We start from the raw sequence: 15,960 nt of genomic DNA on the forward strand, positions 1-15,960 counted from the left end.
AAAATGAGGATTAGGTCACATTTTTGCAAAAACATAGTCCCATAATGACTACCAATGTTCAATATTTTAATTGTGTCTATACGTTAGTTTGGCTTAATTTCCACCATCTAGACTCGAATAAACACAAACTATGTAGTTGGTTATTGTTAAATTTAATTTAATAGTTATTCCTCACTGAATGCACCGATTAACTGATAAATTTTGCCGTCTTTAGGGTTTTCATATAACAAATCCATATTGGGCAAAATGATATCGTCATTAATTTCAATATGTTCAATGCTTTTATGAAGTTCAAGTGCATGGTCATTCATTGGTCTAACTTTTGCCAAAGCAATTGATTCTTTGTCAAACTGATCCTTGATAATTACTTTTAATCTTTTCATAAAAATCTCCTGAAAAATAAATTTTTAATATAAATAATCGGTTAAGTTTAAAATGAGCTAATCGCAGAATAGCCGATTGGCATAGCAAAAAAAGTTAAAATAAATGCAGCCGTACGTTGTAAATTACGTTGATTCAACCAAGTTACTTTATTTGAAATCAGTACAGTTCCAAACATAATCCATAAAAAAGCAATTGGGGTAATTAAAGATAAAAAGACAACAATGTGAATAAAATACAAATTCGGATTTTCCCACGCTGCGTGTGGAAAAATCGCTGAAGCAAACAGTAACGCTTTAGGGTTTAAAAGTGTCGCAACAAATAAAGCCTTTGGCGTGATCAGTGGTCGATCTAGCTTAATATCTTCAGTCGATGTTATCCAAAGTTTAAAAGCAAGATAGAGAATGAAACTCGCGCTCATCAATTTTAATATAGCTGGAAGCCATGGAATAAAATGAGATACCGACTCAAGTAAAACACCCCATGAGGTAATCGCGATCAGGTAACCTATTACCTCTGCTGGAATTAACTTAAGAGAATGCTTTACCCCTGCTTGTAAGCCAGCCGAGGCTAATAATGTATTTGTTGGTCCTGGAGTCAGCAAGATAGTGACTACAAGTCCAATAAATAAAAATGACACCATAGGCCAAAACTCACTGATTGCTCTAGGCGAAATATGTCAAAAAAGAGCATCTATTGTCGACAAAATCGTTGTAACAAGAAATATTACAAATACTTTTTTATTTTTAAAATCATAATCATATTAAAAAGTGAACTTAGATTCATTATAATTTGTTTAATTTTTAATTTGCAAAATACGTCACACATTTTTTAATCAGTTTCAGTCAGATTATATTATTTTTTAACTATTGCACAAAATGATCACATGACTTGAAATTGCCAAATTGATCAATATATATACAATTAGAAATCGTGATTTTATTGAATAGATGTATCGCTCCCCATCAATTCATTGATTGTCGCTTTCATCGAATTAAATAGTTGATGGAGGATGCATGATGAATGCTTATGTTCGCCCTCATCCCGATGGGTTTAAAGCTTATTTAGGTAAAAATCAGAAAACCGGTCTCTACATTGTTCGACTTGGCTGGACAATATATGAAACCAATGCAAACGGTTCTGTTCTATATTTAGTCAAGAATGAAGATAAGATTCCATTGGATGTAGATAAGTTTAAAACTGACCGGCCCAAAATTTATGCTGCTCTTCTTAATGAAGTTCAGTTTCAACGCAAGAAACAACTGGCGATTGATCTTCAAAAGTCCAATATCCCTTCTTATGACCGTAAAGCCTACAAAAAACGGCGCGGCTTTATAGGTTCTTAAAATTATCTATTAATCGTCGCTGTATATAGAAAAAGCACCCTCGGGTGCTTTTTCTTTTAACGACCAGTTGTAATTAATACGAACATACTCAGTATTAATGTACTTAATGATCGTTTGCAATGGATGTGGACTTCATGCTCAGCTCCGTGAGCGTATTGATTAACGTTTTCCATTTCGTGTCCTTCAAAGTTCACATTCCTAATTTGCCTAATATTCACACAATAAGAAATTAGCCAAAAGTATTATATCGAAATAAATTTTATGTCTTGTTTGAGAAATTTCTTCTTCGTGCTTTATCTTCTTTCAAAAATTGAGTGAGCCAAGTACATGTAACATTCTTATACGAGGTTAATCACTTATTGAGCATTTGTAGACCTTTCATTTCAAAAGTCCCTGTAGGAGAAATGATTTTATAAAATGAAAAAAGATAACAATATTCGGTTTTTTAATAAAAGCCTTTGAAAAGGAGAATATTAAAATGAATAGCTCGCAAACCCCTGATCCTTCTTTATTTAGTCAAGCATCTAATTCTATTCAAGCCTGCATTGAATGTATGTTTGCTTGTAAACATTGTGCCTCTGCATGCTTACAAGAAGAGCATGTGCATATGATGCGTGAATGTATTAAGCATTGTTTAACCTGCGTAGAAACCTGTCAGTTATGTACGTCTTTAGAATTAAGACATTCCGAGCTTGCTGAACAAGCAATGCAATTATGTGCGAGTGCATGCCAACTCTGCGCTGCTGAATGTAGTAAGCATGAACATGAACATTGCCAGATTTGTGCAAAAGCATGTTTAGCTTGTGCACAAGCTTGTCAGGCATATCGTGCTTAACTTCCTAATGAGCATAGAAACCTACGATCTATAAGGCTCGTAGGTTTTTAAATTTTAAAAACAAAGAACTAGAAAATTAAAACTTTAGATGAGATGAATAACTACTTTTCTTTAGACATAAAAAAAACCCGCATCTTGGGGAAAATGCAGGCTCTTAGATCTCCCACAACGACCATGAGTTCATTATTAAGCTTGAACTTTAAACCGTTGATTAAATGTACCCTTAATAAAAACAAATTACAATACAGAATAGTCTGTTTATTTAAAATATTTTATTATTTTTACATTAATTTTTCATAAATAGTCTAAAAATTTATACACCTCTCAAACTAGAAATAGCTTTCTACAGGCATTAAAAAAGCCCGTTTCACGGGCTTTTCTGCAACGGTGAGCAATCTAAGATTTGTGTCTATCCATCTCTTACATGCTCTTTGCTAGCTATATGTAAGGTCCTATCGTATCTTTTGCCCTGTCCCAAGTTTCCCTGTGGATCGAGGAGATATTACGATTACCTTAGGTACATTTATAGCACATTATTTATTCATGACTAGTCTTGTTCACGTTTTTTTACAAATGAATAAAATACCATCCAACCTTAATATTTAAGGGTTTTCTACTCCATTTTGATATTGGCGAGCACTATCGCAAATTGGATACCATTTCACTTTTGAAGATACAAAAGCATGAGAAATTACAGATATCGATATTTCTTCATTAATGAGTCCTACCCTCAAACGCACTACTTCAGGCTTATCTAGACGTTCACTCCAGATCGGTGAACCACAAGTTTTACAGAACACTCTCTTTTTATTAGGCGATGCAAAATAAGCCTGTAACAGGTTTTCACCCTGCACAATATTCAAATCATTTTTTTGTACTTGGCTAATGGCAGCAAAAGCAGCCCCTTGCGCTTTTTGACATTGCTTACAATGACAGACCATGATGGGTTCTAATTCGCTATTAATTTTTAGTTGAATCCCATTACAAAGACAAGAAGCTGTATAAGTCATCATTTTTCCTTTTATTTTAATGAGTTTTAGCTTACACCCACACCTTTTTCAATGTGATCTAAGATTGCACAAGAAGCCTGTTGGTTACCGCAGCAGTCATCTGCTGAAGCTTGCAAAATATTAACCATCTCTTGTAAATGAGCGATTTTTTGTTTTAATTCGGCAATGTGTTTTACAGTTAAGGCTTTCACCTCTGCACTCTGCCGATCTGTGTTTTTCCAAAGCGAAATAAGCTCTTTCATCTGTTCTGATGAAAAACCTAACTCTCTGGCATGTTTTAAAAAGTTTAAAGTTTTAAGGTCTGTTTCTGAATAAATACGATAGCCAGAAGCAGAACGCTGAGCTGCTTCAAGTAAACCGATTTCTTCATAATAGCGAATCATTTTCGCCGAAATGCCCGAATGTTTGGATGCCTGACCGATATTCATCTCACACCTCAAATATTAAATTTGGTTTAAGACCTGCTGTCATGATCTTAAACCAAAAGTTGCTTTTCAGCACGCTTACTGTACTGGCGCATGAAAACGTTTTAAGCGTAATGCATTGCCTAAAACAAAAACCGAAGAAAGTGCCATCGCGCCTGCTGCAAACATCGGTGAAAGTAATACACCAAATGCTGGATATAGCGCACCTGCTGCAATTGGAATAAGTGCAACGTTATATACAAATGCCCAGAACAGGTTTTGACGTATGTTTCGCATGGTGGCTTTACTTAATGCAATTGCATTCGGTACACCTTTTAAGCTACCTGACATCAACACAACATCGGCAGCCTCAATGGCAACATCTGTTCCTGTACCAATGGCTAAGCCAACATCTGCTTGCGCCAAGGCTGGAGCATCGTTAATACCATCACCTACGAAGGCCAAACGACCATATTGTTTTTGTAGTTGGCGAACTGTGTCCACTTTGCCTTCGGGTAAAACTTCTGCCACAACTTCATCAATATTCAGCTTTTTAGCAATCGCCTGCGCCGTATGACGGTTGTCGCCTGTAATCATGGCAACCTTGAGACCTAATTGATGCAAGGCCTCAATCGCAGCATAGGTTGTTTCTTTAATTGGATCCGCCACAGCAATAATTGCAGCTAGTTGTTGGTTAATAGCAACATACAGCGGTGTTTTGCCTTCTTCACCTAATTGAGCAGCAATCGCTTGGAATGAGTTGGTGTCTAAACCAAGTTGGTGCATATAACGATCTGCGCCAATTTGCACTTTTTGGCCTGAAACTTCCGCCTCAATACCTGAACCTGTAATCGAATTAAATGCTGTTACCAGTAATAAGTTTAAGCCTTCACTTTCTGCTGCTTGAACAATCGCAAGAGCAATTGGATGTTCAGACTTAGCTTCGACTGAGGCAACTAAAGTCAGCACTTGTTTACGTTCAAAGCCAGATTGCACATTAAAGTCTGTCAGTGTAGGTTTACCTTCGGTGAGTGTTCCGGTTTTATCAACTGCAACGACCTGCGCTTCTTGTAAAAGCTGCAAAGCTTCACCTTTACGGAACAGAACCCCTAACTCAGCACCACGTCCAGTACCGACCATAATTGAGGTTGGTGTTGCAAGTCCCATCGCACAAGGACACGCAATAATCAGTACCGCAACGGCATTCACCAAACCAAAAGTTAGCGCAGGCTCTGGTCCCCAAATAAACCAAACTAAGAAAGTGATTGCAGCAATTAGCATGACAGCCGGTACAAACCACATGGTGACTTTATCAACTAAACCCTGAATCGGAAGTTTAGAACCTTGGGCTTGTTCAACCATGCGAATAATTTGTGAAAGTACAGATGAAGTACCAACAGAGGTTGCCCGAATGTTTAGAGTACCGTTTTGGTTGACCGTACCACCGACCACCTGCTCTCCTATTTTCTTTTCAACAGGGACAGGCTCACCCGTAATCATAGATTCATCAATGTAGCTGTGTCCTTCGACGACTTCACCATCGACAGGTACACGTTCACCCGGACGAATTTCTACAATAGTTCCACTGACCACTTCGGCAACTGCAACTTCCACCACTTGACCATCACGCTGGATACGAGCAGTTTTAGGCTGCATTCCCACTAGGTGTTGAATGGCTTGTGAAGTACGTCCTTTAGCTTTGGCTTCGAAATAACGTCCGAGTAAAATTAAACTGACAATAACGGCAGCCGCTTCAAAGTAAACATTAACCGTGCCTTGGGGTAATACGTGTGGCATAAAGGTTGCCACGACTGAAAAGCTATAGGCAGCTAAGGTTCCAACAGCAACCAGCGAGTTCATGTCTGGCGCCAAACGCCATAGAGCTGGAATCCCTTTTTGGTAAAAACGGCGACCAGGGAAAACGAGAACTAATGTGGTCAAAACAAATTGTAAAAGCCAGCTATTGTATTGACCAATGGTGTGCATGACCCACATGTGAAAAGCTGGAATGAGATGTGAACCCATTTCCAAAATAAACACAGATAAAGCTAACACAATCGAAATGATCAAATCTTTTTTAAGCTGATCTAACTCTGACGCTTTTTTGTCGAGTTGCTCATCTTGATTTTTTTCAGATGCTTTCGCGTCGTAACCTGCTTTTTTAACAGCGCGGATTAAGTCTTCGACATTGACTGAATTATCTGCCTGCACCCAAGCCTGCTCTGTTGCTAAGTTGACTGTGGCTTCTTGAACGCCGTCTACTTTTTTAAGGGCTTTTTCAACACGTGCAACACAAGATGCACAGGTCATGCCCTCAATAGATAACTCAACTGGCGCAGCTTTTGGAACATCGTACCCTGCTCGTTCAACTGCTTTAACTAGTGCTTCGCGCTGGATTGGTTGATTTGAATAAACAACGGCTTTTTCTGTTGCCAAATTAACGTTAGCAATCTCTACATTTTCAACTTTCTTAAGTGCTTTTTCGACACGACCTACACACGAGGCACAAGTCATGCCTTCGATTGGAAGTGTTTCACTATATGCTGGCAATTTTGTGTTTTTTGAGTCCATCAAACACCTCTGCAAATCTGCAAAATTTAATATTCTGTATTGAGCATACAGATTCCCATCATGGGAAGGTCAAGCATATTTTTTTAAAAAATTGGTCTTGACCTTACAATCATGACAAGGTTTAGACTCAGTGTTATCCAAACAAACATCTCATTCTTGATGGAGTATGAACATGAAACTACTTATTGAAAATATGACTTGTGGTGGCTGCGCTCGTGGCGTGACTGCAACGATTCAAGATGTCGATCCGAATGCAAAAGTAGATGTAGACTTAACGACAAAGATCGTGACTGTTGAAAGCAGTGAAAGCGTCGATAAAATTACCGAAGCACTTGAAGAAGATGGTTTCCCTGCTCAAGTGCAATAATGAATAAGGCCTAACGTTTAAAGTTAGGCCTTTATTTTTGAGCGTGTTGATATTGACTCAAAGCTGAAATTTTTTAATTCGATAGTCTAGCACTGCCCTAGATATTCCCAATAAACGTGCCGCTTCAGACACATTATGATTTGCCTTTTTTAAGGCTGTTAAAATTAACTGCTTTTCGTGTTCTTCTAAATTAAACTCAGCCTTTAATAGTTGCTCAAAGTCAGATTCAACAGCTACAGCCTGCTCAGGGTCATGCTTGATCTGTGGGAAAATGGCATTTAACTTAATCAGCTGCTGATCGTCCGTTAATAAAACAGCCCTTTCTAATAAGTTTTCCAACTCACGAATATTTCCCGGCCATTCATATTGCTGCATAAAAACTTTGGTCTTTTCACTTACACCGTGAATGGTTTTACCGTACATTTTTTCAAAGCGATCAAGAAAGTGTTCAACCAGTAAAGGAATATCTTCACGGCGCTCCCGCAAAGGCGGAATCTGAACTGGAAAAATATTTAAGCGATAATACAAATCTGCCCGAAATCGTCCTGTTTTCACAGCTTGTTCAAGGTCTTCATTGGTTGCTGTAATTACACGGACATCTAAAATACGTGTCTGTGAATCTCCGACTCGCTCAAATTCACCTTCCTGCAAAATGCGTAATAGTGCTGCTTGTGCACGAGGAGAAAGCTCAATCACTTCGTCTAAAAAAATAGTACCGCCATTGGCTCGTTCAAACTTCCCCAAACGAGATTGATGCGCTCCTGTATAGGCACCTTTTTCTACCCCGAATAATTCGGACTCAATTAACTCTGGTGGAATCGCTGCACAGTTTACCGCAATAAAAGGTTGGTCTTTTCTTTGGCTATTTTCATGAACACCTCGTGCAAAAGCTTCTTTACCAACCCCTGTTTCGCCTTGTAGCAAAATGGAAACTTTCGAACCCGCAGCTTTGGTTAATAATGCACAGACCTGTTTATAAGATGCTGACTTACCCACAGAACTAAATAATTGGTAATCTGCTTCACTGTCACTGTAAATTGATTTTTTAAGCTCAAAAAGTTCAGCCTGCAACGCAATGAGTTCTTTTTCCATGGGTTCGGGTGACATGAACTGAATCAGCTCATCAGCATTTTCCCACTCTTCTAAAGGCTTACCAATAATACGGCAATGCTCATCGCCGCAGGCCTTACACTTTATTTCTTGATAAATAATGGTCATACCCGTCGCAAAACTGCTGTATCCGCATGCATAACCCAAAAGCATCCAGCATGCAGGTTCATCACTTGGACCAAAATGCTCTAAATGCACATCAGCTTCAAAAGAGTTAAGCCAATTTAAATCGGCATAAAACTGTTTTTTATCGTGGCTTAAATTGAGCTGGTTGGCCTGTACTTGCACCATTCCACGAATGGCGTGCATTTGTGGGCCTGCCATAAAAGCATCGTGTTCATTTAAATCGGGACGCATTTTTGTTGTAACTTCTGCATCTTTTAACCCAGCTTGATAGCCTAAACGAATAAAGAAACGCTTGGTTCGCTCAAGCCCAATCATGTTCGCTAAGTCTTTACGCAAATATCCCATAATGCTGGTGTGTAAAAGCAGCATGCGATATTCATCAAACCAGATTTGACCGTGGGCAGTATCAAAGTGCAGTTTAGACAGCAAATCGTGAATTTCTTGCGGATGATCTGCGTATCGTCCCGTTGTATCGTATTTTACTCGAGCCATGTGTGATCTGTTTTAATCCATTAAACACATTTGGGTTGTATCTCATCTTATCGAAGAACCAGATAAATGTCCTAGTACCTTAAAGACATAACTTCATACTAAAAAAGTATTTCTAAATCTCTCCTTTTAAAGCCTCAAACATTCTAAAAAAAAATTTCTACGACCCTCTTCATCAAATCATGAATATATCTATTTCACCATTCAAAAAAATTCATGAAATGGTTAATTTTTAAAATGCCTCATTTTTATAAAAAAACTTAATTTATTGTTTTTAATAACAAAAATAAAGTTGGCATAGCTTTTGTAAAGCTTATAGCGAGAGCAAGGAGCATTCATCAATTTCAAGACCATGTCTTGATGGAGTACAGCATGACGCAACCTCAAGTCGAAGCATTAACCAAATATATTCGGGTCACTGGCGACTTAAACGCAGAGTTTATCGAATTCGATTTTGCCATTCATGACCCAAGTCTATTTGTGGAACTGGTTTTGCCTAAACATGCATTTAATGATTTTTGTAAGACCAATCAAGTGGTTGAAATGACCCAAGAGCAGCAAGCTTTTAATGATGCTCAGGAAGAAAAATGGCGCTATGGCACTGAAGCAACCTTAGTCGGCACGCAACGAAATAGCAACGATCACGATGATCAGATGTAAAAAATATAAGGAGATAAAGCCATGACTTTAGAAATCAAAACGTCAAATGTCGAACCTATCCGCCAGAACTATGCTTATATCGAAAGACGATTTGGTAGTAAGCCAGCAACTCGATATCAAGAAGTGAGTTTCGATGTACAGGCAGAAACTAACTTTCACTATCGTCCTTTGTGGAAACCTGAAAAGACCTTAAATGATAAAACCCATACTGCCCTGCAAATGCAAGATTGGTATGCATTTAAAGATCCACGTCAATTCTATTATGGAACTTACGTTCAACACCGTGCACGTTTGCAGGACACAGTCGAAAGTAATTTTGCTTTTTTTGAAAAACGTCAGCTTGCAGAACATTTGTCTGATGAAGTCAAAGCTAAGGTCATTGAGTACCTATTGCCATTTCGCCACGTTGAACAAACGGCAAACTTACACATGATGTCTGGCAGTGCTTATGGGTATGGCACCGTGCTTACCCAAGCTTGTATTTATGCCGCGATGGATCATTTAGGAATTGCGCAGTACATCTCGCGTATTGGCTTAGCTTTAGATGGCAACAGCGGCGACTCACTACAGCAGGCAAAACAGGCTTGGATGCAACATCCTGCATGGCAAGGCTTACGCCGTCTGTGTGAAGAAAGCCTCACCGAGCAAGACTATTTCAAACTTTTCTTATTACAGAACCTTGTGATGGACGGCTTTGTGACCGAGCTTGTCTATCAACAGTTTGATCAGTGGTTAGTCACTCAAAATGCTCGTGACTTAGCCATGCTGACTGAGTTTATGAAAGACACTTTAGGTGATTTACGTAAGTGGTCAGACACCGTCATTAAAACTGCCGCAGCAGAATCCGACCATAACAAACAGCTATTAAATGAATGGTTCTCTCAGTCTTTAACTCAAGTAAAAGCAGCTTTTACACCTTGGGCAACAGCAGCCTTAACAGTAGAGGCAGTTGATCAAGCAGAACAAGCCGTTATTGAACGTGCAAAAAAACTAGGCCTACAACCACTTACAAATGCTTAAGGAGAAGCAACATGTCTAAAGTCTATCTCGCATTACAAGACAACGATACTTCACGCTATATCCTCGAAGCGATTGAAGAAGATAACCCTGAAGCTTCAATTCAGTATTTACCAGCCATGATTCGAATTGAAAGTGAAACTGATTTGGTGATTAAAGCCGAAACCGTATCTGAAAAACTAGGCCAAGATTGGGACATCCAATCGTTACAACTCAACATGATTACGCTGGGCGGCAACGTCGAAGAAGATGACGATACTTTCCGCCTTCATTGGAATTAATCACAACATAGACGTTGTTTAACAAAGATTTAAGGATGATCAATCATGACAACTCAAACGAAAGAAACCAGTAAAAAATTAAATGCGAAAGATCGTTACCGTGCATTAACCCGTGATCTGGACTGGGACTTTTCCTATGCTGACCGTAAAGAGGCCTTCCCTTATGAAGAGTTTGAAGGCATCAAAATTACAGACTGGTCTAAATGGGAAGATCCATTCCGTTTAACCATGGATGCTTACTGGAAATATCAGGCAGAAAAAGAGAAAAAACTGTATGCCATTTTTGATGCCTTTGCTCAAAACAATGGTCAGATGAATGTCAGCAATGAACGCTACTTAAATGCGATCAAACTCTTTTTAACGGCGGTTACTCCACTTGAATATCAGGCTTATCAAGGCTATGCACATGTAGGTCGCCAGTTTAGTGGTATTGGAGCACGTATTGCTTCTCAGATGCAGTCGATTGATGAGCTGCGTCATGTACAGACTCAAATTCATGCCATGAGCCATTACAACAAGTTTTTTGATGGTTTTCAGGACTGGGCGCACATGCATGACCGCGTTTGGTATTTGTCTGTGCCTAAATCATTTTTTGAAGATGCCCGTTCTGCTGGCCCTTTCGAATTTTTATTAGCAATTAGTTTTGCTTTTGAATATGTACTTACCAACTTGCTGTTTGTTCCGTTTATGTCGGGTGCAGCTTATAACGGCGATATGGCAACCGTAACCTTTGGTTTTAGTGCGCAGTCAGATGAAGCGCGCCACATGACACTTGGTCTGGAAATCGTAAAATTCTTGCTCGAACAGCATGAGGACAACGTACCTATTGTTCAGGAATGGATTGATAAATGGTTCTGGCGTGGGACGCGTTTGCTTTCAATTGTGGGCATGATGATGGATTACATGCTGCCAAATAAAGTGATGTCGTGGAAAGAAGCGTGGGAAGTTTATTTTGAACAAGCAGGCGGTGCGCTATTTAAAGATTTGAGCCGTTATGGCATTCGTATGCCGAAATATAGCGATGTGATTGTGAAAGAAAAAGAGCATGTCTCACATCAGGCATGGTGGATTTTCTATAACTTTGGTCATGCTGCTGGTTTCCATACATGGATTCCAACCGATGAAGAAATGGATTGGTTATCTGCTAAATATCCTGACACTTTCGATAAATACTACCGTCCAAAATGGGAGTTGGCTCGCAAAATGGAAGCCGAAGGTAAACGCTTCTATAGCGCAGGTTTACCACAGCTTTGTCAGGTTTGTCAGATTCCAATGACCTTTACTGAAATGGGTGATGACCCGACTCAGTTTAGTTATCGCCATAGCATTTACCAAGGCGAACGCTACCACACCTGTTCAGATGGCTGTCATGACATTTTCGAGCGTGAGCCTGAGAAATATATACAAGCATGGCTACCTGTAAATCAAATTTTGCAAGGCAACTGTGGTGGCGGTGACCTCGAAACCATGCTCCGTGATTATTACCGCATGAATGTCGGTGCCGACAATCTGGATATTGAAGGCTCACCAGACCAACAACGCTGGAAAAAATGGAAAGGCAACGCAGCTTAAGCACAAGGAATTGTTCAGGCAGTGATCAAGCTGCTTGATAAGAAATAAGGAGATTGAACATGACTGTTCGCGCGATACACAACAACTATCAATTTGAACCACTTGATCTGCAAAAAAATTATGGCGATCAATTCTTACTTTACGTGGGTTGGGATCATCACACACTTTTTTGCTCGGCACATGCCATGCTTGCCTCACCTCAACAGACTTTTGGACAGTTGATTGAGCAACAAATTACAGGTGGTTTTGCCCAACATCCAGATTTTGCCAAAATTGATTGGTCAAAAGTGCAATACATCTTAGATGATCAAACAATCAATCCAGAGAGTACTCAAAGCTTGGCAGAGCTTGGTTTTGGTCATAAGTCATTACTTCGTTTCGTTACGCCAGAATTAAATGGCTATAACGACAGCTATGTTTAATTCGGAGGTGTGTCATGAGTTATCAAGTCACCATTGAACCGATCGGAACAACGATTGAAGTAGAAGAAGACCAAACCATTTTAGATGCTGCCCTACGCCAAGGCGTTTGGTTGCCCTTTGCCTGTGGCCATGGCACTTGTGGGACATGCAAGGTTCAAGTCACCGACGGTTTTTATGATGTTGGTGAAGCTTCACCATTTGCGCTCATGGATATCGAACGCGATGAAAACAAGGTGCTTGCTTGTTGCTGCAAACCACAGTCTGACATGGTCATTGAAGCCGATGTCGATGAAGACCCAGATTTCTTAGGTCATTTGGTTCAAGACTATCAAGCGACAGTCATTGAAATAAAAGACCTGTCGCCGACCATTAAAGGTGTTCGTCTACAACTAAATCGTCCAATCGAATTCCAAGCGGGTCAATATATCAATGTCCAATTTCCAGATATTGAAGGAACTCGTGCATTTTCAATTGCCAACTCACCAAGTGAAGTCGGCATAGTTGAGCTGCATATTCGTAAAGTTGAAGGTGGTGCGGCGACGACTTATGTACATGAACAACTTGTCACAGGTGATCAGCTTGATATTTCAGGCCCTTATGGTCAATTTTTCGTACGCAAGTCAGATGCTCAAAATGCCATTTTCATTGCAGGTGGTTCAGGTCTTTCAAGTCCACAATCGATGATTTTAGATTTGCTTGAGTCTGGAGATGCCCGCACAATTTACCTGTTCCAAGGAGCACGGGACTTAGCAGAGTTATACAACCGAGAATTGTTTGAACAACTCGTAAAAGACTATCCAAACTTCCGTTATATCCCTGCCCTGAATGCACCAAAAGCAGAAGACCAATGGACTGGATTTACTGGATTTGTGCACGAGGCTGTTGCCGATTACTTTGAAAATCGATGTGGTGGACACAAAGCGTATTTGTGTGGCCCACCAATCATGATCGACTCGGCAATTTCAACACTCATGCAAAGTCGTTTATTCGAACGGGACATTCATACTGAACGGTTCTTAAGTGCAGCCGATGGCGCTGCTGGACAATCGCGTTCAGCTTTATTCAAACATATTTAAAGATAAACCTTTAAGCACTCCGCTTTTTCAAATGAGCTTTGTATTTGCAATTTAGAAAGCTAATACAAAGCTCACAGGGGTTCTGCATTCCAAACTTACAGGTTAAACAGACTCAAGTTTTTAAAAATCGTTAAGGAATAACGTTTTTTTAGTGACAAGCGAAATAACACAGAATAGGACATTCTATGAATAACAAAATTGCTGCAATCATATGTGGTGTAATCAGCACCCTTTACCTTCCTTCTGCATTTGCAACAGAAAATGGCTCAGATTCTTTTGCATTAGGTGCCGAAGGTATGATGGCGGGTGCTTTACCACCTGCTGGGGTCTATCTACTCAGTTATTATCAAAATTACCACGCATCAGAGTTTCAAAATGGTCCCGATCAGTTCCATGTTGATGTCAACGCCGTGGTTCCTCGTTTGGTCTGGATGACCGATCAAAAAATTATGGATGGACAACTGGGGTTTTATGTAGCCCAGCCATTGGTTGATCTAAGACTCAAAGTAAATGGAATGGCTGACTCAAACCAAGGTCTCGGAGACTTGATTTTGGGTGGTATGCTCGGCTGGCATCAAGGAAATCATCACTGGATTGCAGCTCTCGAAACGGTACTTGGGACAGGTGAATACGACACTCCAAGTACGACACATCCAGTTGAAGCCAATCTCGGGAAAAACTATCACACCATTCGACCGATTATTGCCTATAGTTATGCCAACGCGGCAGGCTTAGATCTTTCAACTAAACTGTCTTATAGCTGGAATACGCGTAACGACGCAACCGACTACCAGTCTGGACAATACATTGCGGGTGACTATAGCTTAGGCTACCGCATTAATCCCAAACTCAAAGTGGCAGTTGAAGGCTATGCTTTTAAACAAACCACAGATGACAAAGTAAACGGAAATAACATTGGGTTTAAAGGACAGGCTTTTGCAATTGGTCCAGGCATTCAATATGCCGATAAAAACTGGTCTATTGAAGCCAAATTTCTGAAAGAAACCGAAGTCGAATATCGTCCCGAAGGCCACACCAGCTGGCTAAAACTGATTTGGGCTTTCTAAAACACATCAACGCATAGCTTCAGCTTTTGAGGCTATGCCCTGCTTTATTTAAAAATCGATACCGTCTGAATCATCGATCGGATTCTGATCGAGCGTGAAAACGGTGCGTTTATATGGAATACCTTCAAGATCATACACCTGATAAATACAATCAAATAAAAGCTGTAAGTCTTCACTTCGGTCCATTGCACGAGCAGTAATGAAAATCGGGCTGACTGCACCGTTATCTAAAATCGGAATGTAATTTAAATGAGGAAAGCGAATAGTATCGGCACTGGCAGGAATAATACATAAACCCTCACCCGCTGCCACCAAGCCCAAAGCCAGTTGAATTTCCCGTATTTCATGCATATTTTTTGGAACTAAACTATGCTCGGCAAAAATATTCAAAAGCTGAGTCGAAAAATTGGGTTTCGGTGAAGTGGGATACATAAACATCTTTTCATCAATGAGATCGGCCAGATATACCCCTTCCGTACGCTGAGCAATGGGGTGGCTCGTATGGGCAGCAACCACCAAGCGCTCTTTACGTAGCAAAATACGTCTCACTGCAGGATCACTAATTCTTAGACGTCCAAATCCAACATCAATACGCCCTTCTTTTAATGCCTGTAGTTGCTCGGTCGTACTTAATTCCATCAATTGAATATTCAAATGAGGTTGTTGTTGCCGAAATAAATAAATGATTCGAGGCAGTAAACCATAGAGTAAAGACCCGACAAAACCAATCGTCACACTACGTTCGATCAGACCAATACGTTTGGTCATACTTTTTATTTCTTCAGCATTCGACAAAAGTTTAAGGGCGTGCTGATAAAAGAAATGTCCGGCTGGGGTTGTCTGTAAAGGACGACTTCCACGCTCAAACAGTTGAATTCCAAGCTCACTTTCCAAATTTTGAATCTGTCGACTCAAAGGTGGTTGAGCAATAAATAGTTTTTCCGCAGCTTTTGTAAAGCTCTGCTCTTCAACAACAGCCACAAAATACCGTAAATGTCTTAGTTCCATAAGGCATCCATACCTTTAAGATATAAAAAAATGCAAATTCAGTCTTAGACAGAGTTTAACCATTCTTTTAAGGTATATACAAGCAACAAACCGATGAAGTGATGAATTGCTTTGTGAAAAAGCCCTCTTGCCAATCTTCCAGTGATTCATCTTCATCAATTCACGGTTAAACACCCAGCGCACTCATGCGCTTCATTGACAATATTAGGATATCAAGA

Annotated in this window: 17 protein-coding genes and 1 pseudogene; 10 read left to right on the top strand and 8 right to left on the bottom strand. The window is 39.9% G+C overall.

What is annotated here, in order from left to right; all coding sequences use genetic code 11:
- Positions 1-164 precede the first annotated feature (164 nt).
- A complete protein-coding gene (locus F985_RS16060) occupies positions 165-383 on the bottom strand; it encodes a hypothetical protein (protein ID WP_004702694.1) in 219 nt (72 codons plus the stop codon).
- A gap of 47 nt (positions 384-430) precedes the next feature.
- Positions 431-1,024: a LysE family translocator gene (locus F985_RS16065; RefSeq protein WP_004702695.1), complete on the bottom strand. Its 594-nt coding sequence runs from the start codon at positions 1,022-1,024 to the stop codon at positions 431-433.
- Positions 1,025-1,397: 373 nt separating this feature from the next.
- On the opposite strand from F985_RS16065, the gene F985_RS16070 reads away from it, so the two are divergent.
- Complete coding sequence (locus F985_RS16070) at positions 1,398-1,727, top strand: hypothetical protein (protein ID WP_004702696.1); 330 nt, start codon at positions 1,398-1,400, stop codon at positions 1,725-1,727.
- 478 nt (positions 1,728-2,205) lie between these two features.
- Complete coding sequence (locus tag F985_RS16075) at positions 2,206-2,562, top strand: four-helix bundle copper-binding protein (protein WP_004702697.1); 357 nt, start codon at positions 2,206-2,208, stop codon at positions 2,560-2,562.
- A 602-nt stretch (positions 2,563-3,164) separates the two neighbouring features.
- Here F985_RS16075 and F985_RS16080 read toward each other — a convergent pair.
- From F985_RS16080 to F985_RS16090, 3 genes are all read right to left on the bottom strand, one after another.
- Positions 3,165-3,572: a GFA family protein gene (locus tag F985_RS16080; protein ID WP_004702698.1), complete on the bottom strand. Its 408-nt coding sequence runs from the start codon at positions 3,570-3,572 to the stop codon at positions 3,165-3,167.
- Positions 3,573-3,598: 26 nt separating this feature from the next.
- Positions 3,599-4,000 (bottom strand): Cu(I)-responsive transcriptional regulator, encoded by a 402-nt coding sequence (gene cueR / locus F985_RS16085; protein WP_004642046.1) that lies wholly within the window; start codon positions 3,998-4,000, stop codon positions 3,599-3,601.
- 75 nt (positions 4,001-4,075) lie between these two features.
- The gene (locus F985_RS16090; RefSeq protein ID WP_004702700.1) at positions 4,076-6,547 is read right to left on the bottom strand and encodes a heavy metal translocating P-type ATPase; all 2,472 of its coding nucleotides are present in this window, start codon (positions 6,545-6,547) and stop codon (positions 4,076-4,078) included.
- Positions 6,548-6,713: 166 nt separating this feature from the next.
- On the opposite strand from F985_RS16090, the gene F985_RS16095 reads away from it, so the two are divergent.
- Positions 6,714-6,914: a heavy-metal-associated domain-containing protein gene (locus tag F985_RS16095; protein ID WP_081401307.1), complete on the top strand. Its 201-nt coding sequence runs from the start codon at positions 6,714-6,716 to the stop codon at positions 6,912-6,914.
- A gap of 57 nt (positions 6,915-6,971) precedes the next feature.
- Here F985_RS16095 and mobR read toward each other — a convergent pair whose 3' ends face one another.
- Positions 6,972-8,642 (bottom strand): phenol degradation transcriptional regulator MobR, encoded by a 1,671-nt coding sequence (gene mobR / locus F985_RS16100; protein WP_004702703.1) that lies wholly within the window; start codon positions 8,640-8,642, stop codon positions 6,972-6,974.
- Between the two features lie 369 nt (positions 8,643-9,011).
- Here mobR and F985_RS16105 point away from each other — a divergent pair, with 369 nt between their 5' ends.
- The 7 genes from F985_RS16105 (at position 9,012) to F985_RS16135 (ending at position 14,734) form a co-directional block, all read left to right on the top strand.
- Complete coding sequence (locus F985_RS16105; protein WP_000193471.1) at positions 9,012-9,299, top strand: phenol hydroxylase subunit; 288 nt, start codon at positions 9,012-9,014, stop codon at positions 9,297-9,299.
- 21 nt (positions 9,300-9,320) lie between these two features.
- Positions 9,321-10,319, top strand: a complete 999-nt coding sequence (locus F985_RS16110; RefSeq protein ID WP_004702706.1) for an aromatic/alkene monooxygenase hydroxylase subunit beta — start codon at positions 9,321-9,323, stop codon at positions 10,317-10,319.
- Between the two features lie 11 nt (positions 10,320-10,330).
- Positions 10,331-10,597, top strand: a complete 267-nt coding sequence (locus F985_RS16115) for an MmoB/DmpM family protein (RefSeq protein ID WP_000049450.1) — start codon at positions 10,331-10,333, stop codon at positions 10,595-10,597.
- 45 nt (positions 10,598-10,642) lie between these two features.
- Positions 10,643-12,169: an aromatic/alkene/methane monooxygenase hydroxylase/oxygenase subunit alpha gene (locus tag F985_RS16120; RefSeq protein ID WP_004702709.1), complete on the top strand. Its 1,527-nt coding sequence runs from the start codon at positions 10,643-10,645 to the stop codon at positions 12,167-12,169.
- 59 nt (positions 12,170-12,228) lie between these two features.
- Positions 12,229-12,591: a phenol hydroxylase subunit P4 gene (locus tag F985_RS16125; protein ID WP_004702711.1), complete on the top strand. Its 363-nt coding sequence runs from the start codon at positions 12,229-12,231 to the stop codon at positions 12,589-12,591.
- A 14-nt stretch (positions 12,592-12,605) separates the two neighbouring features.
- Positions 12,606-13,667, top strand: a complete 1,062-nt coding sequence (locus F985_RS16130; protein ID WP_004702714.1) for an NADH:ubiquinone reductase (Na(+)-transporting) subunit F — start codon at positions 12,606-12,608, stop codon at positions 13,665-13,667.
- Positions 13,668-13,852: 185 nt separating this feature from the next.
- On the top strand, positions 13,853-14,734 hold the full coding sequence (locus F985_RS16135) for a SphA family protein (protein ID WP_004702716.1): 882 nt from the start codon (positions 13,853-13,855) through the stop codon (positions 14,732-14,734).
- Positions 14,735-14,782: 48 nt separating this feature from the next.
- Here F985_RS16135 and F985_RS16140 read toward each other — a convergent pair whose 3' ends face one another.
- Both F985_RS16140 and F985_RS25305 read right to left on the bottom strand, forming a co-directional pair.
- Positions 14,783-15,742 (bottom strand): LysR family transcriptional regulator, encoded by a 960-nt coding sequence (locus F985_RS16140; protein ID WP_004702719.1) that lies wholly within the window; start codon positions 15,740-15,742, stop codon positions 14,783-14,785.
- A 44-nt stretch (positions 15,743-15,786) separates the two neighbouring features.
- Positions 15,787-15,916, bottom strand: a pseudogene (locus F985_RS25305) (hypothetical protein).
- Positions 15,917-15,960: the final 44 nt, after the last annotated feature.

Origin of the sequence: Acinetobacter seifertii, from assembly GCF_000368065.1 — a bacterium.
Lineage (GTDB): Bacteria > Pseudomonadota > Gammaproteobacteria > Pseudomonadales > Moraxellaceae > Acinetobacter > Acinetobacter seifertii.